This window comes from Rhodococcus quanlei (assembly GCF_055231015.1).
This window is the reverse complement of record NZ_JBUYWD010000011.1, coordinates 141,545-165,863: the sequence shown is the minus strand read 5'-3', so window position 1 is coordinate 165,863 and position 24,319 is coordinate 141,545. Positions and strand designations below refer to the sequence as shown.

Genomic DNA, 24,319 nt, shown 5'->3' with positions numbered 1-24,319 from the left:
TGTATGTGAGTGACGAGAGGAAGCGAGTGCCCCAGTGAGCACCCCCGAGAACGACACGAATGAGTCCGTGGCTGACGATGCCTCGGTCGACGAGCGTGTCTCTGCCGAGGCGGCAGCCGACGTGGATGTCGAGGCTGCAGGTGAGGGCACCGAGGCTGCAACCGCGACGACCGAAGCGCCGGCAGAACCTGCCGAGGCATCGAGCGAATCCGAGGAAGCAGTCGACCCCGTCGCCGAGATGAAGGCCGCGCTGCGTCGCGCACCTGGTGACTGGTACGTCATCCACTCCTATGCGGGTTACGAGAACAAGGTGAAGACCAACCTCGAAACTCGTGTTCAGAACCTCGACGTCGGCGACTACATCTTCCAGGTGGAGGTTCCGCTCGAAGAGGTCACCGAGATCAAGAACGGTCAGCGCAAGCAGGTCAACCGCAAGGTGCTGCCCGGCTACATCCTCGTCCGCATGGAGCTCAACGACGAGTCGTGGGGCGCGGTCCGCAACACTCCGGGTGTCACCGGGTTCGTCGGAGCCACCTCGCGTCCTTCGCCCCTGACTCTCAACGAGGTCATCAAGTTCCTGCTTCCGCAGCAGGAGGCCAAGAAGCAGCAGGCTGCTGCTGCCGCGGATTCCGCGTCCACCGAAACCGGTGCCGAAGCTGCGGCCAAGCCGCTCATCGAGGTCGACTTCGAGGTCGGTGAGTCGGTCACAGTGATGGACGGCCCGTTCGCCACGCTCCCCGCGAGCATCAGCGAGGTCAACGCCGAGCAGCAGAAGCTCAAGGTGCTCGTCTCGATCTTCGGTCGTGAGACTCCGGTCGAGCTGTCGTTCACGCAGGTCTCGAAGATTTAGCCGCGAGATTCTGCTCACAAACTTGCAATGCAGTACGCAAGAAACACACCCGCAAGAAACTAGGAACTGAGATGCCCCCCAAGAAGAAGAAGCTCGCCGGGCTCATCAAGCTTCAGATCCAGGCTGGTCAGGCCAACCCTGCACCGCCCGTGGGTCCCGCGCTTGGTCAGCACGGCGTGAACATCATGGAATTCTGCAAGGCCTACAACGCTGCGACCGAGTCGCAGCGAGGCAATGTGGTTCCCGTCGAGATCTCGGTCTACGAGGATCGTTCGTTCGACTTCAAGCTGAAGACCCCTCCGGCCGCCAAGCTGCTGCTCAAGGCTGCAGGCGTGCAGAAGGGCTCCGGCGAGCCGCACAAGAACAAGGTTGCTTCCGTGACCATGGATCAGGTGCGCGAGATCGCGAAGACCAAGGCAGAAGACCTCAACGCGAACGACATCGACCAGGCGGCGAAGATCATCGCCGGCACTGCGCGTTCGATGGGAATCACCGTCGAGGGCTGAGGCCTTTCTCGACACGATCGCGTGGGAGGGCCGGCCAGGCCCGAAACCACAACTGAACCATTCACCCGGTAGCGGGTGAGACGTAAGGACAGAAGACATGGCAAAGCGCAGCAAGGCATACCTCGCCGCCGCTGAGAAGATCGACGCCGACAAGCTCTACAGCCCACTGCAGGCTACGAAGCTGGCGAAGGAAACGTCGTCGAGCAAGATGGATGCGACCGTCGAGGTTGCGGTCCGTCTGGGCGTCGACCCCCGCAAGGCGGACCAGATGGTGCGCGGCACCGTCAACCTCCCGCACGGCACCGGTAAGACGGCTCGCGTCGTCGTGTTCGCCGTGGGCGAGAAGGCTGCCGAAGCGGAGGCTGCCGGAGCGGACGCTGTCGGTTCCGAAGATCTGATCGAGCGCATCAAGGGCGGTTGGACCGACTTCGACGCCGCGATCGCCACCCCTGACCAGATGGCCAAGGTCGGCCGCATCGCCCGCGTCCTCGGACCGCGTGGCCTCATGCCGAACCCGAAGACAGGTACCGTCACCGCGGACGTCACCAAGGCTGTCAACGACATCAAGGGCGGCAAGATCAACTTCCGCGTCGACAAGCAGGCCAACCTGCACTTCGTGATCGGTAAGGCGTCGTTCGACGACGCCAAGCTGGTCGAGAACTACGGCGCAGCCCTGGACGAGATCCTGCGTGCGAAGCCGTCGTCGGCGAAGGGCCGCTACGTGAAGAAGGTCACGGTTTCGACCACCACCGGACCGGGCATCCCGGTGGACCCGAACCGTACCCGCAACCTCACCGAGGATGCAGACGCGTAACCACTACGCTACGGACAGCAAACGGCCGGGACGCACGTCGTCCCGGCCGTTTTGCATGGTTCGCCTGCCCGCGGCAGCTCCCGGCGCAGTGCCAATGGATCAGGATTTGGGCGACGGGTAAGCAGTGCGGTACTCTGTCTTCCGAAGTTCGAGTAGCTATTCGGACTTCACCCCAATTCATGTTCTACCCAAGACCGTTGGTGATCGAGCCCGCAAGGTTCGGTTGAAAGTCCGGGAATGTCCGGCGGCCCACGCAGGAGGACGAGGTAATGGGGGATGCTCGCCGACAGTGGTATGACCGCTTTCGTCAGTTTCCTTTCACGCCCCGTGTGCCCTGCACCGGGGCGTTTTGCATGTCGTGGACTGTGTACTCCGGATTCCCGTAGTGCGCAGCGGTTCCGAAGTGGGATAACGACGCTCATGAGAGGAGGCGAAGTATGGCAAAGCCCGAGAAGGTTTCCGCAGTGGCGGAGATCACCGAGCAGTTCAAGGGTTCGACCGCCGCTGTGATCACGGAATACCGTGGTCTGTCGGTGGGCGACATCTCGACACTGCGACGTGCACTGGGAGAAGGTGCCACCTACTCCGTCGCCAAGAACACCCTCGTCAAGCGTGCCGCCGTAGAGGCGGGCGTCGAGGGCCTTGATGACCTTTTCGTCGGTCCGACCGCCATTGCATTCATCGAGGGCGAGCCGGTCGACGCTGCGAAGGCTCTGAAGAACTTCGCCAAGGACAACAAGGCGCTCGTCATCAAGGGCGGCTACATGGACGGCGCTCCGCTGTCCGTGGACCAGGTCAACAAGATCGCGGACCTCGAGTCCCGCGAGGTCCTGTTGGCCAAGCTCGCCGGCGCGATGAAGGGCAACTTGGCAAAGGCTGCAGGCCTGTTCAATGCTCCCGCTTCGCAGGTGGCCCGTCTGGCCGCTGCGCTGCAGGAGAAGAAGGCCGCCGAGGGTGGAGCAGAAGCTCCCGCCGAGGCTGCCGCAGAAAGCTGATCCGCACCCGCGCATCACTGCTACAACCCCGCCCGGTCGCGGATCAGCGACATGGGACTTACAGGAAGGACCGCCACAATGGCGAAGCTCAGCACCGAAGAGTTGTTGGACCAGTTCAAGGAGCTCACCCTCCTCGAGCTCTCGGAGTTCGTTAAGGCATTCGAGGAGACCTTCGAGGTCACCGCTGCTGCCCCGGTTGCCGTTGCGGCTGCTGGCGCCCCCGCTGCCGGTGGCGAGGCTGCTGTCGAGGAGCAGGACGAGTTCGACGTCGTCCTCGAGTCGGCCGGAGACAAGAAGATCCAGGTCATCAAGGTTGTCCGTGAGGTCGTCTCCGGTCTCGGCCTGAAGGAAGCCAAGGACCTCGTCGAGGGCGCTCCGAAGGCTCTCCTGGAGAAGGTCGACAAGGAAGCTGCCGACGCAGCCAAGGAGAAGCTCGAGGGTGCCGGCGCCAAGGTGTCCGTCAAGTAGGACGGTTCGAGCGCTGCCTGTCGAGGCAAGCAACGAGAAGCGGTCGTTCCCCAGATGGGGGACGACCGCTTCTTTGGTCCCGGCGTGGTGAATTTCGGCTCGAGCTGAACTATCGACCAGGACACTGAGGCGAAAAATGCCAGGTCAGATACCTATTGTCCGGATTGTGGTGACGAGATTGATTTATGTTCTTACTCCCGAGTAGCATTTCCTGTCGTTGGTACCACTCCGATGGGATAGAGTGACCCGACCCACAAGGGTGATCGCATCGGAAGTCGCGGAGGTAGATGGTGGGAGTCGAAGTTGCAGTAGAAGGACTGACCAAGTCCTTCGGCTCGCAGAGAATTTGGCAGGACGTGTCGCTGACACTTCCGGCGGGTGAGGTCAGTGCGCTGCTCGGACCGTCGGGTACGGGTAAGTCGGTGTTCCTGAAGTCGCTGATCGGTCTTCTTCGTCCAGAAGAGGGTTCGATCGTGATCGACGGCACCAACATTCTCGAGTGCTCGAGCAAGGAGCTCTACGAGATTCGGAAGCTGTTCGGCGTTCTGTTCCAGGACGGTGCACTCTTCGGCTCGATGAACCTGTACGACAATGTCGCCTTCCCGCTTCGTGAGCACACGAAGAAGTCCGAGTCGGACATTCGCAAGATCGTGATGGAGAAGCTCGAGCTGACCGGTCTGATCGGTGCAGAAGAAAAGCTCCCCGGTGAGATCTCCGGCGGTATGCGTAAGCGCGCCGGCCTTGCGCGTGCCTTGGTGCTCGATCCCAAGATCATCCTGGTGGACGAGCCCGACTCAGGTCTCGACCCGGTTCGTACCACCTACATTTCGCAGACGTTGATCGATATCAACGCCGAAATCGACGCGACGATTCTGATCGTGTCCCACAACATCAACTTGGCCCGCACGGTGCCGGACAACATCGGCATGCTCTTCCGCCGTGAGCTCGTCATGTTCGGACCTCGCGAGGTTCTGCTCACCAGCGACGAGCCGGTGGTCAAGCAGTTCCTCAACGGCACCATGATCGGCCCCATCGGCATGTCCGAGGAGAAGGACGAGGCCCAGATGGCACAGGAGCAGGCGATGGTCGACGCCGGCCACCACGCAGGTGGTGTCGACGACGTCGAGGGCATCGTCCCGCAGATGAAGGCGACTCCCGGAATGCCGTTCCGGCAGGCCGTGGCTCGTCGGCAGGAACGAGTTCGCCACATCATGCACACGCTTCCCGAGAACGCTCAGATCGCCATCCAGGAGAGCCTGGACGACGAGTCGACCACTCAGGTGATCCCCGTGTACACCGACGAGGGCTACGAGGCCACCTCGTACGAGCGCGGATAACCGGCGCATGGGGGAGACAACCAAAACGTTGCTGAAGCCTGTCAATGGAGCGTTGACGCAGGCTGGGAACATCGTCGATCTGTTTGTCGAGATCGTCCGACAGACGTTCCGGCGCCCGTTCCAGTTCCGGGAGTTCATCGAGCAGGCCTGGTTCATTGCATCCGTCACCATTCTGCCGACGGCGTTGGTGGCCATCCCGTTCGGTGCGGTTGTTTCGCTCCAGACCGGTTCCCTGATCAAGCAACTCGGTGCGGAGTCGTTCACCGGCGCCGCCAGCGTTCTTGCCGTTGTTCAGCAGGGCGCCCCGTTGGTGACGGCACTACTCGTTGCCGGCGCCGCGGGTTCCGCTGTGACTGCCGACCTCGGATCGAGGACCATTCGCGAGGAGATCGACGCGATGGAGGTCCTCGGTATCAACCCGGTCCAACGCCTCGTGGTTCCACGCGTGCTTGCGATGGTGCTCATCGCCGTCCTGCTCAACGGCTTGGTGTCGGTGGTCGGCATCACGGGTGGCTACTTCTTCAACGTGGTTCTTCAAGACGGTACCCCCGGCGCCTATCTCGCTTCGTTCTCTGCGTTCGCTCAGCTTCCCGATATCTGGATCGGTGAGATCAAAGCTGCGGTGTTCGGATTGATCGCTGGTGTGATCGCCGCCTACCAGGGTCTTCACCCAAAGGGGGGACCGAAGGGTGTTGGTGACGCGGTGAATCAAGCTGTCGTCATCACGTTCTTGCTGCTGTTCTTTGCGAACCTGATTTTGACCATGGTGTACCTGCAGGTCGTACCGGCGAAGGGATCATGACCCGATGACAATCGCGAAAGGCCGCGGCGATCGAACGGTCACGACCCTCAAGAAGGTTGGAAAGGCACCTCTCGGTGCACTGGACAACGCCGGAACGCAGATGTCTTTCTACGCCCGCTCCATTGCGTGGATACCGCACACGCTTGTGCACTACCGCAAGGAAGTGCTGCGGCTGCTCGCCGAGGTGACGTTCGGTTCCGGCGCTCTCGCCGTCATCGGCGGCACCATCGGCGTGATCGCAATGATGTCGGGCTTCACCGGTGTCGTCGTCGGCATGCAGGGCTTCGCGGCTCTCGAGCAGCTGGGCACCTCGGTTCTCACCGGGTTCCTGTCGGCGTACATCAACACCCGTGAGATCGCGCCGATCGTGGCAGCGCTCGCTCTGTCTGCAACAGTGGGTTGTGGTTTCACTGCGCAGCTCGGTGCAATGCGTATTTCGGAAGAGATCGACGCGCTCGAAGTCATGGCGGTGCCCAGTGTGCCGTTCCTGGTCACCACACGCATGATCGCCGGCTTCGTCGCCATCATTCCGCTCTACATCGTCGGACTCCTCGCGGCCTACTTGGCTTCTCGGGTGATCAGTACGACGTTCAACGGTCAATCGCCGGGTTCGTACGATCACTATTTCAGTCTGTTCCTACCGCCCGAGGATGTGCTGTATTCGTTCGCGAAAGTGTTGATATTCGCGTTCATTCTCATCCTGATCCACTGCTACTACGGATACCACGCATCGGGTGGTCCGGCAGGTGTCGGTGTTGCCGTGGGTAGGGCAGTGCGTACCGCGATCGTCACGATCGCCGTCCTCGACTTCTTTCTCAGCCTCGCCATCTGGGGCACGACGACGACAGTGAGGGTGGCGGGATGAACGAGACTGCATCGGTTCTGCGTCGCCGACTTCTGGGGATCACCTTCTTCGTCGTGCTCGCGCTGTTTCTGTTCGTGACGATCGGCATGTTCAACAAGATCTTCACGAAGGTGGTGAAGGTCGAACTCATCACCGATTCGGTCGGAAACTCACTGTCGCTCAACGCCGACGTGAAGGTGCGCGGCATGATTGTCGGAGAGGTACGCAACAGCACCCCCCAGGACGGCGCTGTTTCGGTGGAGCTGGCGATCGAACCGGACCAGGCCGAGCTGATTCCGTCGAACGTGACGGCTCGATTGCTTCCGAAGACTCTGTTCGGAGAGCGGTACGTATCGCTGATCATTCCGGAGGGTGAAACCACCGGCGAAGGTCCCGACTCGTTGGAGGCGGGCGACACGATCATGCAGGACCGCAGTGGAAACGCAGTGGAGATCGGTGACGTCCTCGACGGCTTGCTGCCGCTCCTGAAGGCCATTCCGCCACAGGACCTGGCCAATACCCTCGGTGCCTTGTCGCAGGGCCTCAGCGGTCGCGGCGAGGAGTTGGGGCTGACCATCGATCGGTTGGAGCAGATCTTCAGTGGTATCAACACCGAGATGCCGAATCTGCAGGAAGGTATTCGTGGGCTCGCGGACTTCTCGCAGACCTACGCAGATGCCGCACCACAGCTGATCAACGCGCTCGACAATCTGACGATCACCGGAAACACGGTGGTGGAGAAGCAGGATGACCTGTCCGCTCTGTTGACCTCTCTGACCGGCACGTCTGCCACCACGGCTGATCTGCTGGAGGCGAATGCGGACTCGATCATCACCATCGCGGCCGATTCCCGTGAGGCGCTTCAGATCTTGGCGCGCTACTCGCCGACCTTCCCTTGCACGTTCAAGGGGTTCGCAGACGCACTACCTGCGGCAAGTGAAGTCATATCGGCGGACGATCCGTACCCGGGTATTCGCGCGAACGTGCAGTTCACGAACCCGAAGGGTCGATACTTGCCCAACCAGGACGAACCCCGTCTCTTCGACAACCGTGGCCCGGCCTGTTACGGCAAGTACAAGGAGCCGGGTAAACCGTTCCCGCAGTATCCGGGAGGGTCGTCCTACAACGACGGCTCATACCAGGTTCCCACTCGTAATCCCGGCTCGACCGAGCCGCTGGACATCTTCCCGCCGCCGCCGGGCGTTCCCAATGTGGTGCCGCCGTGGGAGGGCATGGACGTCGCTCCGGCGAGTACGTCCTCGGCAAGCGCGGCAGCGCCGGCCAGCTACGCCGGTTCCAAGATCGAGCAGGACACTTTGGACGTCGTGTACGGGGAGGCCAACGGCATCGCTCCGGAGGACGTGCCGAGTTGGACAACAAAGGTGGGCGCACCGGCTTTGAGGGGAGCAGAGGTGAGTTTCAAGTGAGGGGATTGACGGCGCCGCTCGTCAAACTGATCATCTTCGCAGTTGTGACGATCATTGCGACGGCTCTGCTCGCGGCTTCCATCGCCAATCTCGGCGGCGGGGGTGGAACCAGGTTCAATGCGATCTTCTCGGACGTCACGTCGCTCAACGAGGGGGACGACGTCAGGATCGCGGGCGTGCGTGTCGGCCAGGTCGAGAGCATCGAGATCGTCAACGACAGCCAGGCGAAGGTCGGTTTCTCGATTGCCGATCGTGATTGGCTGCCGGGCAGTGCGACCGCGACGATCCGCTTCCGGAACCTGGTGGGTCAGCGCTACATCGCGCTGGAACAGGGAGACGGAAAGCAGGGGGAGAAGCTCGAGGAAGGCGAAACCATTCCGATCGAGCGAACGCAGCCTGCGGTCAACCTCACGACATTGTTCAATGGGTTCCGCCCGCTGTTCCAAACGCTGAGTGCAGAAGACGTCAACAAGCTGTCCTTCCAGATCATCCAGGTGTTCCAGGGGGAGTCGGGCACCATCGACGATCTTGTCCGCACCACGGCGAGTCTGACCAATACGCTTGCCGACAAGGATGCTGTGATCGGGAGCGTGATCGACAACCTCAACTCGGTCCTGGCCACCGTCAACGAGCGTGAGGACAACCTGGACTCGCTGATCACCAACACGCAACAGTTGGTGACCGGGCTGTCCAACGAGCGAGGCGTTATCGGCTCGGCGGTGGAGTCTCTCGCCGGTCTGACCGACGCGACATCGGATCTGCTCGAACCGACGCGTCCGTCGATCCAGGGTTCGATCTCGGCACTGAACGAGGTTGCGGGGACTCTGAACCGGAACCGGGACGTCGTCGACAGCACGCTCGAGACGCTTCCCGTCAAGCTGGAGTCACTGGGTCGTGTGGCGAGTTACGGTTCCTGGTTCCAGTACTACTTGTGCGGTATCGACGTCGTGGCCGGTCCGGGCACGTCGCCCTATCTCAATCTTCCGACGGGTCTTCCGACCGTGAACCAGCCGCTGTACACCAACTCGGCGAAACGGTGCACGCAGGAAGGGATGCAGGAGTTGCAGCAACGATGAGAAAGAAGCGCAGCCCGGCATTCGCGGGCGGACTCGGCATCATGATCGTGCTCCTGGCGACGGTGTCCGCATTCTTCATCGACTCGCTACCCTTCGTGGGCGCGGGGGCGACGTACAGTGCGGAGTTCTCGGAAGCCGCCGGTCTCCAGTCGGACGACGAAGTTCGTATCGCGGGTGTCAAGGTGGGCAAGGTGACCTCCGTCGATCTCGAAGGTGATCGGGTGGTGGCCGAATTTCAGGTCAAGGACGCCTGGGTGGGCGACCACTCCTCTGCTTCCATCCAGATCAAGACCATCCTGGGGCAGAAGTACCTTGCTCTCGAACCGCGTGGCACCGAACCACTCGACCCGGACACCCGGATTCCGCTGGAACGGACCACAGCGCCGTACGACGTGATCGAAGCGTTCTCCAGTGCTGCGAAGACCGTCAACGAGATCGACACGGATCAGTTGGCGCAGAGCATGGAAACGCTGTCGGAGGCGTTCTCGGGAACCCCCGACGACATCCGGGCGTCTTTGGATGGAATCAGCAGGCTGTCGGAAACCATCGCCAGTCGTGATGCGGAGTTGCGCAAGCTGTTCGAAGCCACCGGCAGGACGTCGCAGGTGCTTGCCGATCGACACGAGGAGTTCACGAAGCTGATCAGTGACGCGGGTCTGCTCCTGGAGGAGTTGAACTTTCGTCAGCAAGCGATCTCTCAGTTGCTGACCGGCACACAGCGCTTGTCGCAGCAGTTGACCGGGTTGGTTCACGAGAACGAGGAACAGATCGGCCCTGCCCTCGAACAACTCAACGGCGTTGTCCAGATTCTGCGTGAGAACAACGAGAATCTCGAGAAGGCATCGAAGCTGTACGAGCCCTTCCTTCGTGTCTTCACCAACGTTGTCGGTAACGGACGCTGGTTCGATCAGGTCGTCGTGAACTTGCTGCCTCCGGGTCTGCCCGACATTCCGGGGAACCGGCCGCCGATGCGTACCTTGGGAGGTAACTGATGAGTGCCGCAGAAAGCGGGTCGGGCCGAGCAGCGCGCGGCCGTGTGGCCGTGATTTCCGTCATCGTCGTTCTGGTTCTCGTTGTGGCAGGCGCATTGTGGTGGTTGTTCACGAGCGCTGGAACCACCAAGATCACCGCATACTTCGACAAGTCGGTGGGAATCTACGACGGCTCCGACGTTCGCGTGCTCGGCATCAAGGTTGGCACGGTGGACTCTGTCGAGCCCCAGGGCGACGTCGTGAAAGTCGAAATGAGCGTGGACCGGGGCATCGATATTCCTGCCGATGCCAAGGCAGCGCAGGTCACCCCTTCGGTCGTCTCCGATCGGTACATTCAGTTGGCACCGGCGTACTCGGGTGGGGAGAAGATGGCCGATGGCGCGGTGATCGACGAGAGTCGCACCGCCACACCTGTCGAGGTCGACGAGTTGTACGCCAGCATCGACAAACTCACTGCTGCGTTGGGTCCAGAAGGTGCCAACAAAGAAGGCGCACTCACGGAGTTCGTGAAGACCGGTGCCGAGAATCTCGAAGGCAACGGTGAGGCGCTCGGACGGAGCATCGAGAACCTCTCCGACGCCGCGCGAACCCTCAACGAGAACCGTGGCAACATCTTCGAGACGGTGGATAATCTGGAAGTATTCGTTGGGGCACTGGCCGCCAACGACCAGCAGGTGCGCACGTTCAACACCCAGCTTGCAGATCTGTCCGGATTCCTTGCAGGCGAGCGCGAGAATCTCGGCAAGGCCCTGAACCAGTTGGCGATCGCCCTCGGAGACGTCGCGAGATTCGTTGGCGACAACCGTGAATCGCTTGCGAAGAACATCAACGATCTCGTGCCCATCACCCAGACGTTGGCGGACAATCGAAGGTCCATCATCAACGGACTGACACTGGCACCTCTCGCCCTGAGCAACCTGGCGAACTCATACGACGCGGAGGCTGGCGTGCTGGCATCCAGACTTGCCTTCCCGGATCTGCAGGATCCGGCGGGTGCGGTCTGCAAGCTCCTGGATCTGGGCAACCTCGTTCCCGGTGATCCGCGGTTCGAGCAGTTGGGCGACCAGATGCAACCCTTGCTCGACCAGTGTGGACGTGTGACAACGCAGATCACCGAGGGACTGAAGACACCGACGACGAATCTGCCGTTCGGAATCATGAGCAACGAAAACATCCAGCGCCGTGTGGTGCCGGGGACCGTTCCTGGTAACCCGTCACCACGACTCGACCTCGCTGAAGAGGGGGAATGACGATGAAGAGGTCAATCCTTGTCGCCGCCGGTGCTTGCATTGTCGCCCTGACAGTCACGTCGTGCTCGTCGGACGGGATCTACGGCATTCCGCTGCCGGGCGGTGCAGAACTCGGTGACAACCCGATGCGGCTCACCATCGAGTTCGATGACGTGCTGGACCTCGTTCCGCAATCTGCGGTCAAGGTGGACGGTGTTCCGGTCGGCCGGGTCGAGAAGATCACGGTAGGCCCGGGCGGTTGGAACGCCGACGTGGAGGTTTTGGTCAACTCGTCGGCCGATCTGCCGGCGAATGCGCTTGCCGCAGTGGAACAGACCAACCTGTTGGGTGCGAAGTTCATCCAGCTTTCCGCACCCGAGGGTGACCAGGTCGCCGAACGTCTGGAGAGCGGAGACACGATCCCGCTCGCCCAGACTCGGGAGGCAACCGAAATCGAGCAGGTGCTCGGTGCGATGTCGCTTCTTCTCAACGGTGGCGGTGTCGGCCAGTTGCAGCCGATCATCCATGAATTGAGCACCGCACTCGACGGCCGTGAGGGTCGCGTGCGATCACTGCTCGAGCAAGCGAACACCTTGATCGCGGGGTTGAACGAGCAGCGCGACGACATCACCCGAGCACTCGATGGTCTGGACACGTTGACCCTGCGCGTCAAGGATCAGAACGACAAGGTCGCGAAGGTCCTCGATGAGCTTCCGATCGCGACCGAGGTGCTCAACGAGCAGCGTCCTCAGCTGACGGCGATGCTCGCCCAACTCGACAGGCTCGGCGCGGTGGGCACCAACGTCGTCAACGAGTCCAAGGACGATCTGATCAAGGATCTGATCGCGCTGCGGCCGGTCTTGCAAAACCTTGCGAATTCAGGCGACGACTTTCCGAAGTCGCTTGCGCTACTGCTCACGAACCCTTTCCCCGACGGGGTGGAGCAGGTCGTGCTCGGCGGCTCGGCCAACCTGTTCTTGACGGTCGATATGCAGATCGGTGAGACCCTCGAAGGGTTGGGCGTGGGTCAAGGCGATCCGGTCTACGTTCCACCGAAATACGGCAACCACACGCCGAACGTGGACCCGTCCAACCCGTACTACAACGGAAACGGACCCGCTGCCGGCTGGCCGACTATCTCGTTGCTGCCGCTTCCGCCGATTCGGACCGTGGGGTCGCCGATTCCGGGACTCCCCGAGGTTCCCGGACTGCCCGAAATGCCTGGACTCCCTGAGATTCCTGGCCTTCCAGATCCTGCCAAGCCCCCGTCGAACCCGATCGAGGGCATGATCCAAGACCTCATCCCAGGGGGCGGCGAATGAGATCCAGAGTCGTCAAGTTCCAGCTGGTCGCGTTCGTCGTGGTCGCTGTACTCGGCCTCACGTATGTCGGCGCCAAGTATGTGCGATTGGACAACTTGCTCGGCTTCGGCCAGTACAGTGTCGAGGCGCAGTTCACGGATGGTGGCGGAATCTTCACCAATGCCGAGGTCACGTACCGGGGAGTCCCGGTGGGACGAGTCGGTGAGATGTCACTGACCGCAGATGGTTTGAACGTCGAACTCAAGCTCGACTCCGGTGGTCCGGACATTCCGGCTTCGGCGGAGGCAGTTGTCGCGAATCGTTCGGCGATCGGTGAACAGTACGTCGATCTTCGACCCGACACGGATCAGGGGCCGTTCCTCGAGGACGGTTCGGTCATCACCAACGACCACACGGATATCCCGATACCGGTTAATGAGGTCCTGATGAGCGTGGACGGTCTCGTGAAGTCCGTTCCGGTCGAGGATTTGCGAGTGGTGATCGAGGAACTCGGAACAGCGTTCGACGGCAAGGGGGACAGCCTCAAGCAGCTCGCGGACTCCCTGTCCACGCTCACCCAGTCGGGTGTCGAACACCTTCCGCAGACCTTGTCGCTCATCCGCGACAGTCGGACGGTACTCGACACGCAGTCGGAGCAGTCGTCGGCGATCCGTGAGTTCAGTGCCGGCCTGGAAGCAGTGACCGCTCAGTTGCGGACGAGTGATCCGGACATTCGGTTGTTGATCGACAACGGCAACCCCGCGAGCAATGAACTCGGGCAACTCGTCGCGGACGCCGGCCCGGGTCTGACGACAGATCTGACGAACCTGGCCGCATTCGGAAGGACGTTGGCTCCGCAGGCAATTGCGCTGCAACCGTTCCTCATCTTCCTGCCCGGACTTGCGGCGGGTGCCTCGACGATCGCGCCGGGCGATGGAACGGTGCACCAGGGCATCGTGCTGGAGACCAACCGTCCGCCGCCGTGCACGATCGGATACGAGGGAACGTACGAGATCCTCGAGGAGATGAAGCGCCAGGATCCGAACTTCGACGACACACAGCAGAATTTCCCGTTCAACACGGAAGCGTCGTGTGACGTCCCGCAGGGCAGTGTCACCGGTGTGCGTAGTGCGAGTCGCATCGAGCTGGCGGACCCGGCCATCCCGCAGCCGTGGGACAACAAGCCGAAGGTCGATCCGGACAAGCTGAACTTGAATCCGATCGCCACGCAGTTGGCGCCGCTGCTCGGGGTCACGCCCAAGTAGCAACGTCTACGCAGGTCGATCGCTGCCTCGCGGCGCGATCAGCAGGGCCGAAACGAACAATCAGTAGGGTGTATCGGTGTGACTCGAATTACCAAGACCCCGACTTCGGCTCAGCCGGGATCGGGCACGAGCAAGAAGCTGACCGCCGCCTTCGTCGCCGTACTGGCGTTGGTGGTGGCAGCAGTAGTGGCTGCCGGGTGGTTCGGCTATCACTGGGCGCATGCCCTCGTGGTGGACCGCTCGACTGCACAGATGCGTGATGATGCGCTGTTCGGGGCCGAGCAGGCCGCGATCAACCTCAACACGGCTGACGCGGCCAACCTCGAAGAGTCCCTGGAGAACATGCGTTCGTCCATCACCGGCGAAGCCATGACCAAGAGCCTCGACGACACGATCGCCGGTATCACCGAACAAACGAAGAACACGAAGGCAACTCAGCAAGCGGAGTTGGCTCAGGGAACGCTCCTCGAACTCGACAAGGACAACGAAACCGCGAAGGCATTGGTTGCGCTCGAGGTGCGGTACGAATGGCCCGACAGGTACGAGGTCAACATCGTGACCATGCGTTTGACCGTCGAGAATGTCGACGGTGTGTGGAAGGCCTCTGCTGTGCAGCCGGTCGGTCCGCGCGTTCCGATCGAGCGTGGACCGATGCCGGGCGCGGCTCCCACCCCGGCTCCGGGCGAGGCCCCCGCCGAACCTGCACCGGCGGAGCCTGCCCCTGAAGAACAGCCGGCAGAGCCTGCGCCGGTCCCGGACAACGGCGGTCAGTAGCCGCACAGCGGATTTCAGACCGTTTACGGCGTCCGGCGACCGGATTCGCGACGCTGTGCAACGAAAGAGTGGTGAGAAGTGCCTCCGAAGCGCAAGAACAACGTGCCGAGCGGCACCCCGAAGGGTCGGCGACCGAAGATTGCCGGAACTCGTGGGCGGACGACCGATTCGGTCAAGGCGAATGAGCCGGTCACACCAGGCCATACAGCGTCGGAGTCGACGCCGACGGCGCCCGAGCCGACGAAGGTCGATACTGCAAAGAGCCAGGTTGCACAGTCCGAGCCTGCACAGTCCGAGCCTGCACAGTCCGAGACGGCGGCATCCGATCAGGGCATCCTCGGCCAGGGACCGTCGGCCGAATCGTCGGCCCCGAAACCGGGTCAGGCGGAAGCGGATGCGGGCAAGCCTGCGGGCGAAGCATCGGACAAAGAGACGGCGCCCAAGAAGGTCGCGAACACGCTCCCGCGTCTGGGTGCTCGGCCACAGTCGACAGAAGCGCACTCCGACGCTGCCCAGAAGGACGAACACGGCAGCGGTAAGGACAAGGGTAAGAACGGCCTGACCTGGAAACTGGTCGCGGTTCTCGGTGTGGTGGCCGTCGTCCTCGGCGTGTTCGCGGCCGTTGCCGCCTTCACACCGTTCGCACGGTTCGACAACACGGCGTGGATCGATTCAACGACCACCGCTGAGGTGGCCGCTGCTGCGACCGAGGCCGCCGAGGCCACGTTCAGCTACGGATTCGAGACGATCGAAGAAGACTTCGACCGCGCACGAACGTTCATGAACGACGAGATGCGCGCGGAGTTCGATCAAACGGCGGAGACCACGAAGACCGCCGTAGAGCAGACCAAGACTGCCACCCAGGCAGATATCACCGATATCGGTGTCAGCATGCTCGACGGTGATCGAGCGACCTTGCTCGCGTTCATGAACGTCAGCTCCACCAACGAGGGCACGGCCCAGGGGAGTACCTCCGGTTCGCTCGTGATCGACATGGAGCGAATCGACGGCAAGTGGGTACTCGCCGGGATCAGGGACGCCTGAGCCTTCCACCGTCAGCTTGCCGGCGGTCAGAGTGCGGAGTCAGCTTGCTGCGCGGGTCCTGTCGGCCCGCGCAGCAACCGTGGTATCAGGAAGTTTGAACATCACGTTTGCGACGATGTTCTTTCCCAGAGTGGTCCGCCCCAGAACCTTGGCGCCGAATGCCTCGTAGTACGGGATGTTGCCGTCCTTACAGACACCGATGACGGGTACGGATTCGGCGTCTGCCTTGCTCAGGAAGGATCGGAAGAGAGCTTCACCGACTCCGCGTTTCTGTAGACCGGGTTCACAACCGAGATAGACGATGAACTGATGGGGCACGCCGGGAGCGATTTTCGCGAACTTCGCATCCAGACCGATCCCGGCCGTCACGCGCGTTCGCATCGCCCACAACAGTTCCAGCCCGGAGGCGAATGTGTGCCACGGAGTTCGGCGGTAACGGGGGCCGTGCCACAAGCACACGCCGACCACTTTGCCATCCGCGAGGGCAACCTCCGCGCAGTCCTGAGGGATGAAGCGGCGCTTGATGAGTACGGACATCATGCGCACTTGCCTGCCCTTGGTTCGGTCGTCGGGGAACAGAACGTCCCCCACCGGGTCGTCGTGGCGAAAGGCGCGACCGAGCACCTCTGCCATCGCCGGAATGTCCTGTGGCAGCGCCGGTCGTACTGTGACGTCGAGGTCGGCTGACATGGTGAGCCCCTGTCTGTGATCTGGGTTGGTTTTCGGGCGATATGGTTCAGATCGTGGCAATGACCTCGCGAAGCAGTGCGATCGTGTGCTCGAGTTGCTCGTTGGTGTGGGCAGTGTTGAGGAAGAACCGCAGGCGCTCTTCCCCTTCGGGCACCGACGGGTAGACGATCGCGTTGACATTGATTCCGGCCTGCAACATCTTCGCGGAGCAGGTGATGGCTTTGCTGCCGAGGATGATCGGAACGATCGGTGTGCCCTGAGATATTCCGGTGTCGAAGCCGGCCTCCTGTGCGAGGCGGCTCAGCGTTGCGCCGTTCTCTTGCAAGCTGGTGACACGTTCTGGTTCCTCGTCGAGGATGCGCAACGACTCGAGAGCCGCTGCGATGGCCGATGGCGCTGGACCGGTGGCATACAAGCTGAGTCCGGGTGCTGTGTATTTGAACGCCTGGACGAGGTCGTGGCTGCCCGCGACGAATCCGCCGACACTGCCCATTGCCTTGGACAGGGTGCCCATCCAGACGTCGACCGCATCACCCGGAAGGTCGAACAGTTCACGGACACCCTTGCCGGTCTTTCCGAGTACACCGAACGAGTGCGCCTCGTCGATCATGATCGAACACCGGTGTTTACGTGCCACCTCGATGATGTCGGGTAGGCGTGGAATGTCGCCGTCCATGCTGTAGTGGCCTTCGATGATCACCATCGCGCGACCGAACGAGTGACGTGACATCGAGAGGATCGCGTCGAGCGACGCCGGATCGTTGTGCCGGAAGTTCAGCCGCCGGCATCCTGCCCACTGTGTTCCCGAGAGCACGCTGCTGTGCACCAGCGAATCGCAGACGGCGAGATCGCTGTTGCCGAGCAGGAATCCGACGGTGGCGGCGTTGGTGAGGTACCCGCTTGCCGTGACGATGGCATCGTCCACGCCGTAGAGACCCGCTAGATGGGTTTCGATTTCGCCGTACAGAGGAATCTCACCGGAGACTATTCGGGCCGCAGACACCGAGGTGCCGTACGTGTCGATGGCGGACTTGGCGGCTTCACGCACCCGCGGCTCCACTGCCATACCCAGGTAGCTGAAACTACCGAAGTTCGGTATGTCCTCGTCGAAGTACCGAACCGTGGACCCGTTGGTGTCCTGATGCGGAAGGTAGAACGGGTTCGGGAGATCGACGGCCTCGAACACTGTGTCCAGGTTTCCGAACGTCGATTTCGCTTCGATGACACCGCGGTGTTCGGTGAATGTGGGATCGAAGTCTTCTGCTTCGCCACCGGTACCCGACCCGGCGCCCACCGCCGCGGCAGCGGGCGCGGGCGCGTTCCGAATGCGTCCTGAATCCCGCGCGGTATCGGCTGAATTGTGTTGCCGCGACGAACCGGCCGACCGGGCGAGAAGCCGGCGCGCGATCTCTCTGGAGTCGGTGGTCACGTCACTCCACCGCCTCGGCGAGTGCGGCCGCCTCGTCCGACTCCTCCGCGGCCGCAGGTGTAGGTGCGGGCGCGGGCGGCGTTGCGGGCGCCGCCTGCCGTCCGCGCTCGGACAGCTGGGCAGCGATTTTGGTGCCCACATCGGACAGGCCGAGGCCACGTCCGAGTTCGAGTGCGGAGATGTCCATGCCCAGCGTCTTACCCGCGCGGGCAGCGAACTCGACGGCCATCAGCGAGTCCATCCCGAGGTCGGGTAGCGGCGTCACGATGTCGACCGAATCGGCAGGCACGCCCATCACGACCGCGAGCTGTTCGGCGAGAATGTACGTGAGCACTTCGCCGCGTTGTTCTTCGGGCAGCGCGAGAATCTCGGCCTGGAGCTCGGAGGCGCCCGAAGCTCCGTCACCTGCGGCCAGGACGTGCTCGGCGAACCGCGGGCTTCTCGTGTTGGGTTGATTGGTGACCGTCCACTGCTTCCAGTCGACGTCCATCAGTGCCACGTGCGGAAGCGACAGGGTGAGGCATTCGCGCATGTACAGCGTTGCGGCATCCATGTCGATCGGGGTGAACCCCAGCAGGGCGAGGAACCGCACCACCTCCTCCGATGCCTCGGCCATGCCGCCCCCGGCCATGGAGCCCCAGCTGATGGTGAGCGAGGGTTTGCCCTTTGAGCGGCGCGTCCAGGTGAGCGCGTCGAGGACGGAGTTCGCCGCAGAGTACGCGATCTGCGGTGTACCACCCGTCAGAGCGCTGACCGAGGAGAACAGAACGAACAGCGACAGATCGGCCCCGCTTGCCGCTACTGCCCGATCGAGGTTGAGGGCGCCGGAGACCTTGGGGGCGAACACCTCGTCAAGCGATTCTGCGGTGATCTGGTGGATCGCAAGGTTGTTGACGATGCCCGCGGTGTGGAACACACCTCGCAGCGGATGAGGTCCGTCCTGTGCGCGCTGTACTGCGCCGCGCACCTGCTCGTAGTCGGCAACGTCCACGCGCTCGGTGACGACCTGGACCCCGGCTGCAGTGAACTCCGCAACTTGGGCCTTGGCTTGCTCGGAGGTTGCGCCGCTGCGGCCGACGAGAATCAGGTGTCGAGCTCCTTCGGAAACGAGCCATCGAGCGGTAGCGAGTCCGAATGCGCCGAATCCGCCCGTCACCAGGTAGGACGATTGGGGTTCGATGGCGACGCGAGGGATGGCAGGACGGACCGGAGGGGCCGGGTCGTCCATCGTCAGTACCACTCGGCCGTTCTGTGAACCCCGAACCACGGCCTCGAACGCCTTGTCCAGATCGGCCGGCGAGAACTTTTCGTACGGCAGGCTCGCGTAGGTTCCGTCTGCCAGAGCCTCGTTGACTCCCTTCATCACCGAGCGCACCACGTGTGGACGCTTGGCGAGCATCCGATCCACGTCGACCGCAAAGTACGAGAGGTTGCGGTCGAACGGCTTCAGCTCGAGAATGCCACCGCCGTAGATGTCGGCCTTTCCGACCTCGACGATGCGAGCGAATTCCGCTGCCACGCGAAAGTTCTGTTGAACGATTTCGCCGGGCGCCGAGTTGAGGATCACGTCTACACCCTCACCGGCGGTGAGTTCCAATACTTCCTCCACGAAGTTCAGGGAACGCGAGTTCAGTGCATGATCGGCCCCTGCATCGAGGACCTGCCGCCGGCGAGACTCGGTTCCGGCCGTAGCGATGACCGTGGCCCCGTAGCGTTTGGCGACCTGAACAGCGGCCCGGCCGACACCGCCGGCAGCACCGTGGATGAGCACGGTTTCGCCCTTCTCCAGACGCGCCGAGCGCACCAGCCCGATCTCCGCGGTCATGAACGGCAGCGTCGAACTGCAGTGTTCCGAAACGGAGCCCTTCGGTACCGGCATCGTTGCACCCTCGTCCGCGCCGATGGTGATGTATCGGCCGATCATGTTGCGCGCACATACGGCCACCTGGTCGCCGGGCGAGAGATGATCGACACCGGTACCGATCCGACTGACGATTCCGGCTCCCTCCATTCCGATCGAGGTGTCGAAGTACGTCCCGGCGAGATCCTTTTCGGTGAGCAGGCCCATCACCTTGAGTGGGTCCTTGTAGTTGAGCCCGACGGTCTTCATCTCGACCTCGATCTCGCCGTGCCCGGGTGCAATGCGCTCGGTTGCACGCAGGCCCAGGTCCGAGATCAGCTTCGACTTCGGCACCTCGAGTGCGAACGATTCCTCGGGGTCGGTGACCACGCGGGCCTCGCGTCGGTCGTCGAGGTGATCGGTCAGACTGCGACGCAGTCGCAGCACCCAACGAGCACCTTGCCGGAGGCAGACCTCGTCGAGGACTTCGTCGTTGTAGGCGCCGTCGCCGAAGACTTCCGCCGTGAGTTCGCCGATGGTGGTTTCGGGTTCGGTGTCGACGTACCGCCACTGGGCTGCGGCCTGTTCGTTGAGTAGGGACCGTCGTGCACCGGTGAGAGCGGCGTGCGCCGCAGTAGCGCCGTCTACGTCGCTGGGGAGGCAGAAACCGCGTTCGGCCACGACGACTGCCCGGACTGCGATCCCGGGTTCGGTGGCCGTGTCGGTGTCGTCCTCGCGGTGGATGACGAGATGGATTGCCTTGGCAACGGACACGGCGGCGAGCACGTTCTGCACCGCATCGAAGTCGCGGCCGAGTACGACGACGACGCGGGCGGTGTTCGTCCGGTGCTCCACGTGGGCGTGCTCGATGGTCGACGACAGGCGCCGCGCCAGTTCCGGGTCGGCCGGATCGGTGACAGTGGTCAGCTCCGAACGCGGATGAGCATCCGCGAGTTGGCGAGCCCTCGGTGATGCCTCGGTACCGACCGAGACCACGAGTGCGAACTCGTCGTCGGCGATTTCCGCGGTGGCGAGGTTGTCCCGGAGTTCCCATTCGGGCTCGTAGAAGACGCGGTCCAGGCGCGAATGCAGCGGGGCAGGGGGAGCGATCGGACGGAACTCCACTCCGGACATGTCGACGACGACGTTCCTGTCCTGGTCGATGATGGAGATGTCGGCGATGAACGGGGTGAGGCTGCATCGACGCACGATCACCCGGGCCGCCGCGGGCAGCGGCCCGTGTCGCCTGATCGACGCCACGCTCGCCGGCACCGTCGCCCCCTGTCCGGTGGAGCCGGACGCGATGAGGGCTGCTGCGCATTGGAGTGCCGTGTCCACGACGGCGGGGTGCGCGAGGTGGTTGCCGGTCTCGGCTACGGAGGAGTCGATGTCCGCAACCACGACACCGTCGCCGACCTTGGCCTCCCGGATTCCCCGGAAGGCCGGTCCGTACGCGAGACCCGCTGCGGCGAGCCCGATGTACAGATCTTCACCCGCGATCGTCAGGAATCCCTCGGTGTCGACGGTCTCGGCCGAGACGGGGTCGAGCGTGCCCTGGCGCAGTCGGCCGGTGGCGTGCACCGTCCAGTTGGGCGACGTTGCCTGCCGAGACCGGATCGTGAAGCGACGGGTCGACTCTTCCACGGACAGGCGTACGACCGGAATGTCGTGCTCGTCGAGGACGAGGGGCACCACGAAATCCACGGATTCGAGTGAGACCGTCTGGTTTCCGGTCCGTGCCGCCACGGCACTGAGTGCGGCGTCGATGTAAGCGGCACCGGGGAGGACCACGTGACCGTTGACGACGTGATCGGGCAGCCACCCCAGTCTTCCGGCCGACAACTGTACTTCCCATTCGTCGGCGGCAGAGTCGGTTCGTTCACCGAGCATCGAGTAGGTGCCGGGGACACCCAACCGGTCGCGAGTGATCGCCTCGTCCTCGGTCCAGAGCCGGGTGCGTTGCCACGGGTACGCGGGCAGTGGCACGTGGGCGGTGGGGATATCCGCGGGTCGGCCGGGAGCACGGGACGAATCGAGTGCCCCGTGCGCGTACAGGTTGCCCAGCGCGCGAAGCATCGACGCGTGATCGTCTTCGCCCCGCACCAGCGTTGCGATCGACGTGCCGTTCTCTCCGGCGCGGACGAGGATTTCGCGAATGTTGCCACCGAGGACGGGATGCGGGCCGATCTCCAGGAAGAGTCGGTGACCGCGGTCGATCAGGGAGTGGACGGTGTCGGCGAACCGGACGGGTTCGCGGACGTTGTCGCACCAGTACTGCGGCCCCCAGGACGCATCGGTGACCTGTCCGCCGGTGACTGTCGAGAACAGCGGCAACGCGGGGATGTTGGGCGACAGAGATGCCAGGGAGTCTCGCACCTCGTCGAGAATCGGGTTCATCAGGTGGCTGTGGTACGGAACTTCCACCTTCAGGGTGCGTGCGAAAATACCTGCCGCGGTGAACTGTTCCTGCCAGCGTGCGATTGCAGCATCGTCCCCGGCAAGAGTGACTGCCGTCGGGCTGTTGATCGCCGCGATCGAGATCGAGGCGCCGTCCGGGTCGCCGTCGAGCCACGTGGTGGCGTCTTCGGCGGACAGGCCGACAGCGAGCATGCCGCCGGTGCCGGCGGTGGTGGCCTGCAACCGTGAGCGGTGGAAGCTCACCAGAAGAGCGTCCTGCAACGACAGCGCACCCGAGACGTATGCGGCGGTGACTTCGCCGACACTGTGGCCGAGCACGGTGTGCGGGCGTACTCCGACGGCGTCGAGTTCCGCGACCAGCGCGGCCTGGAGGAGGAAGTTCGCAGGCTGCGCGAACTCGGTGCGCGGAATGCGTGAATCGTCTTCTTCGCGGAGCAGTTCCTCGATGATCGACCATCCGGAGATCCTCACGAATTCGGCGTCTATCTCGCGTGCCGTGTTCGCGAACACGCTCTCGGCGGAGAGCAGTTTCCGACCCATGGCCCACCATTGCGGACCCATGCCACTGAACACGAAGACCGGCTGCGCCGCCTGGTCCGCCATTGCTCGGGTGGTGGCGCTTCCCGCGCCCTCCGCGAACTCGCTCAGCTGGGTGACGAGATCCTCGGCGTCGGTGTAGGGGAATGCGATGCGTGCCGGGTGGTGCGCCCGACGTGACCACGCGGCCGAGACGAACGTATCCAGATTCTCGGTGGGGAATTCGGTGAGGGCTTTCGCGGTGCGCGCAGCCAGCACACGTGCTGCCGCGTCGTTGCGAGCGGACAGCGGGAACAGTGACAGGGCAGGTTCGGTCGGTACTGCACCGGCCGCAACGGCGGGCGCCTCGGTCATGACGACGTGGGCGTTGGTGCCGCCGTACCCGAATCCGTTGACCGCGACTGCGGCACGGGCGCTGTGGTTGGTGATCGGTTCCGATTCGGTCGGTACGCGAAGGTTCAGGTCGTCGAACGGGATCTCCGGGTTGAGGGTGTCCAACCATCCCTGTGGTGCAACCGTGCGGTGGTGCAGGGTCAGAGCAGCCTTGATCACGCTTGCCACGCCGGCAGCGGCCTCTGTGTGGCCGATGGACGCCTTGATCGAGCCGACCACCAGCGGATCACGGCGGCCTTCCACGGCTCCGTACGCGCCACCGAGGGCTGCCAGTTCCAGCGGGTCGCCGATGGAGGTTCCGGTTCCGTGGGCCTCCACATACGACACCTCGTGCGGAGCGACGCCCGCTTCTGCGGCGACACGTTCGGCAAGACTTTGCTGCGATACGGGGTTCGGGACGGTGATGGCGAGGGTGCGGCCGTCCTGGTTGGAGCCGGTGCCACGCACCACCGAATAGATTCGGTCACCGTCGGCCTGCGCAGCGGCGAGCGGCTTCAACAGGACCATGCCTGCGCCTTCACCGCGGCCGTAGCCGTCGGCGGACGCGTCGAAGGTTTTGCTGCGACCGTCAGCTGCGAGGAAGCGGCCCTTGCACATGGAGATGAAGGTTTCCGGCTGCAGCATCGTGTTGACACCGCCGACCAGTGCCATGTCGCATTCGCCCCGTGTGATGGCCTGTGCTGCTTCGTGGAACGCCACCAGCGAGGACGAACACGCGGTGTCGATGGTCATGCTCGGTCCCTGCAGATCGAACGCGTAGGAAATGCGGTTCGACAGCAGAGTGAAGGACGAACTGGTCGGTGTGTGCATGTTGATCGACGCGCGGGCCGGGGCGGCGACGCGCGGATACGCGGAGTCGTTGGTGAACCCGCCGATGTACACGCCAACGCTGCGCCCGCCCACGCGGCCGGCCATACCGGCGTCGTCGAGTGCCTCCCACGCGGTTTCGAGCAACAGCCGTTGCTGCGGGTCCATGATGGACGCTTCACGGGGCGAGATCCCGAAGAATTCGGGATCGAAGTCCCACAACGGATGAGTGAGGAACCCACCCTTGCGCGTGTACATACGGCCTGGCGCGTCCGGGTCGGGGTCGTAGAACTTTTCGAGGCTCCACCGGTCTTCGGGGACTTCGACTATGCCGTCGCCCTTGTTCATCAAGAACTGCCAGAAGCTGGCCGGGTCCTCGATCCCTCCCGGAAAGCGGCAGCCGATACCGACGATTGCAACCTCAACCATGTTTTCCCCTCGGTGATCTTGTTCGACATCTGATCTGGATCGAGAACTGGGT

General features: G+C 63.0%; 19 protein-coding genes. 16 read left to right on the top strand and 3 right to left on the bottom strand.

Translation table 11 applies throughout. From position 1 onward, the window contains the following. The first annotated feature begins 34 nt into the window (after window positions 1–34). The 16 genes from nusG to ACZI8Q_RS09570 all read left to right on the top strand — a co-directional run bounded on the left by nusG (window position 35) and on the right by ACZI8Q_RS09570 (window position 15,724). Complete coding sequence (gene nusG / locus ACZI8Q_RS09645; protein WP_463373297.1) at window positions 35–850, top strand: transcription termination/antitermination protein NusG; 816 nt, start codon at window positions 35–37, stop codon at window positions 848–850. Between the two features lie 71 nt (window positions 851–921). After that, window positions 922–1,356: a 50S ribosomal protein L11 gene (gene rplK / locus ACZI8Q_RS09640; RefSeq protein ID WP_463373296.1), complete on the top strand. Its 435-nt coding sequence runs from the start codon at window positions 922–924 to the stop codon at window positions 1,354–1,356. 97 nt (window positions 1,357–1,453) lie between these two features. Then, window positions 1,454–2,170, top strand: a complete 717-nt coding sequence (gene rplA / locus ACZI8Q_RS09635) for a 50S ribosomal protein L1 (protein ID WP_463373295.1) — start codon at window positions 1,454–1,456, stop codon at window positions 2,168–2,170. Between the two features lie 437 nt (window positions 2,171–2,607). Then, window positions 2,608–3,165: a 50S ribosomal protein L10 gene (rplJ, locus tag ACZI8Q_RS09630; protein ID WP_463373294.1), complete on the top strand. Its 558-nt coding sequence runs from the start codon at window positions 2,608–2,610 to the stop codon at window positions 3,163–3,165. A gap of 78 nt (window positions 3,166–3,243) precedes the next feature. Beyond that, complete coding sequence (rplL, locus tag ACZI8Q_RS09625) at window positions 3,244–3,633, top strand: 50S ribosomal protein L7/L12 (RefSeq protein WP_463373293.1); 390 nt, start codon at window positions 3,244–3,246, stop codon at window positions 3,631–3,633. A gap of 287 nt (window positions 3,634–3,920) precedes the next feature. Beyond that, entirely contained in the window at window positions 3,921–4,970 is a 1,050-nt protein-coding gene (locus tag ACZI8Q_RS09620; RefSeq protein ID WP_463373292.1) for an ABC transporter ATP-binding protein, read from the top strand. A 7-nt stretch (window positions 4,971–4,977) separates the two neighbouring features. Beyond that, the gene (locus tag ACZI8Q_RS09615) at window positions 4,978–5,772 is read left to right on the top strand and encodes an MlaE family ABC transporter permease (protein ID WP_463373291.1); all 795 of its coding nucleotides are present in this window, start codon (window positions 4,978–4,980) and stop codon (window positions 5,770–5,772) included. Between the two features lie 4 nt (window positions 5,773–5,776). Continuing rightward, window positions 5,777–6,637 carry an MlaE family ABC transporter permease gene (locus ACZI8Q_RS09610; protein ID WP_463373290.1) on the top strand — a complete coding sequence of 287 codons (861 nt, stop codon included), beginning with the start codon at window positions 5,777–5,779 and terminating at the stop codon, window positions 6,635–6,637. Beyond that, complete coding sequence (locus tag ACZI8Q_RS09605; protein ID WP_463373289.1) at window positions 6,634–8,043, top strand: MCE family protein; 1,410 nt, start codon at window positions 6,634–6,636, stop codon at window positions 8,041–8,043. Before ACZI8Q_RS09610 ends, ACZI8Q_RS09605 begins: the two co-directional genes overlap by 4 nt. Further along, window positions 8,040–9,119, top strand: a complete 1,080-nt coding sequence (locus ACZI8Q_RS09600) for an MCE family protein (RefSeq protein ID WP_463373288.1) — start codon at window positions 8,040–8,042, stop codon at window positions 9,117–9,119. Before ACZI8Q_RS09605 ends, ACZI8Q_RS09600 begins: the two co-directional genes overlap by 4 nt. Beyond that, a complete protein-coding gene (locus ACZI8Q_RS09595) occupies window positions 9,116–10,111 on the top strand; it encodes an MCE family protein (protein WP_463373287.1) in 996 nt (331 codons plus the stop codon). Before ACZI8Q_RS09600 ends, ACZI8Q_RS09595 begins: the two co-directional genes overlap by 4 nt. Next, a complete protein-coding gene (locus ACZI8Q_RS09590) occupies window positions 10,111–11,361 on the top strand; it encodes an MCE family protein (protein ID WP_463373286.1) in 1,251 nt (416 codons plus the stop codon). The genes ACZI8Q_RS09595 and ACZI8Q_RS09590 overlap by 1 nt, the downstream gene beginning before the upstream one ends. A gap of 2 nt (window positions 11,362–11,363) precedes the next feature. Then, window positions 11,364–12,662 carry an MCE family protein gene (locus ACZI8Q_RS09585; protein ID WP_463373285.1) on the top strand — a complete coding sequence of 433 codons (1,299 nt, stop codon included), beginning with the start codon at window positions 11,364–11,366 and terminating at the stop codon, window positions 12,660–12,662. After that, a complete protein-coding gene (locus ACZI8Q_RS09580; RefSeq protein WP_463373284.1) occupies window positions 12,659–13,906 on the top strand; it encodes an MCE family protein in 1,248 nt (415 codons plus the stop codon). The genes ACZI8Q_RS09585 and ACZI8Q_RS09580 overlap by 4 nt, the downstream gene beginning before the upstream one ends. Window positions 13,907–13,984: 78 nt before the next feature. Continuing rightward, window positions 13,985–14,680, top strand: a complete 696-nt coding sequence (locus ACZI8Q_RS09575) for a hypothetical protein (RefSeq protein ID WP_463373283.1) — start codon at window positions 13,985–13,987, stop codon at window positions 14,678–14,680. 78 nt (window positions 14,681–14,758) lie between these two features. Continuing rightward, the gene (locus ACZI8Q_RS09570) at window positions 14,759–15,724 is read left to right on the top strand and encodes a hypothetical protein (protein ID WP_463373282.1); all 966 of its coding nucleotides are present in this window, start codon (window positions 14,759–14,761) and stop codon (window positions 15,722–15,724) included. 39 nt (window positions 15,725–15,763) lie between these two features. Here ACZI8Q_RS09570 and ACZI8Q_RS09565 read toward each other — a convergent pair whose 3' ends face one another. Genes ACZI8Q_RS09565 through ACZI8Q_RS09555 form a run of 3 tightly spaced genes read right to left on the bottom strand, consistent with a single transcriptional unit; the run spans window position 15,764 to window position 24,267 of the window. Further along, window positions 15,764–16,414, bottom strand: a complete 651-nt coding sequence (locus tag ACZI8Q_RS09565; RefSeq protein WP_463373281.1) for a GNAT family N-acetyltransferase — start codon at window positions 16,412–16,414, stop codon at window positions 15,764–15,766. A gap of 46 nt (window positions 16,415–16,460) precedes the next feature. Further along, entirely contained in the window at window positions 16,461–17,843 is a 1,383-nt protein-coding gene (locus tag ACZI8Q_RS09560) for an aminotransferase class I/II-fold pyridoxal phosphate-dependent enzyme (protein WP_463373280.1), read from the bottom strand. A gap of 1 nt (window position 17,844) precedes the next feature. After that, window positions 17,845–24,267 carry a type I polyketide synthase gene (locus ACZI8Q_RS09555; RefSeq protein ID WP_463373279.1) on the bottom strand — a complete coding sequence of 2,141 codons (6,423 nt, stop codon included), beginning with the start codon at window positions 24,265–24,267 and terminating at the stop codon, window positions 17,845–17,847. Window positions 24,268–24,319 lie beyond the last annotated feature (52 nt).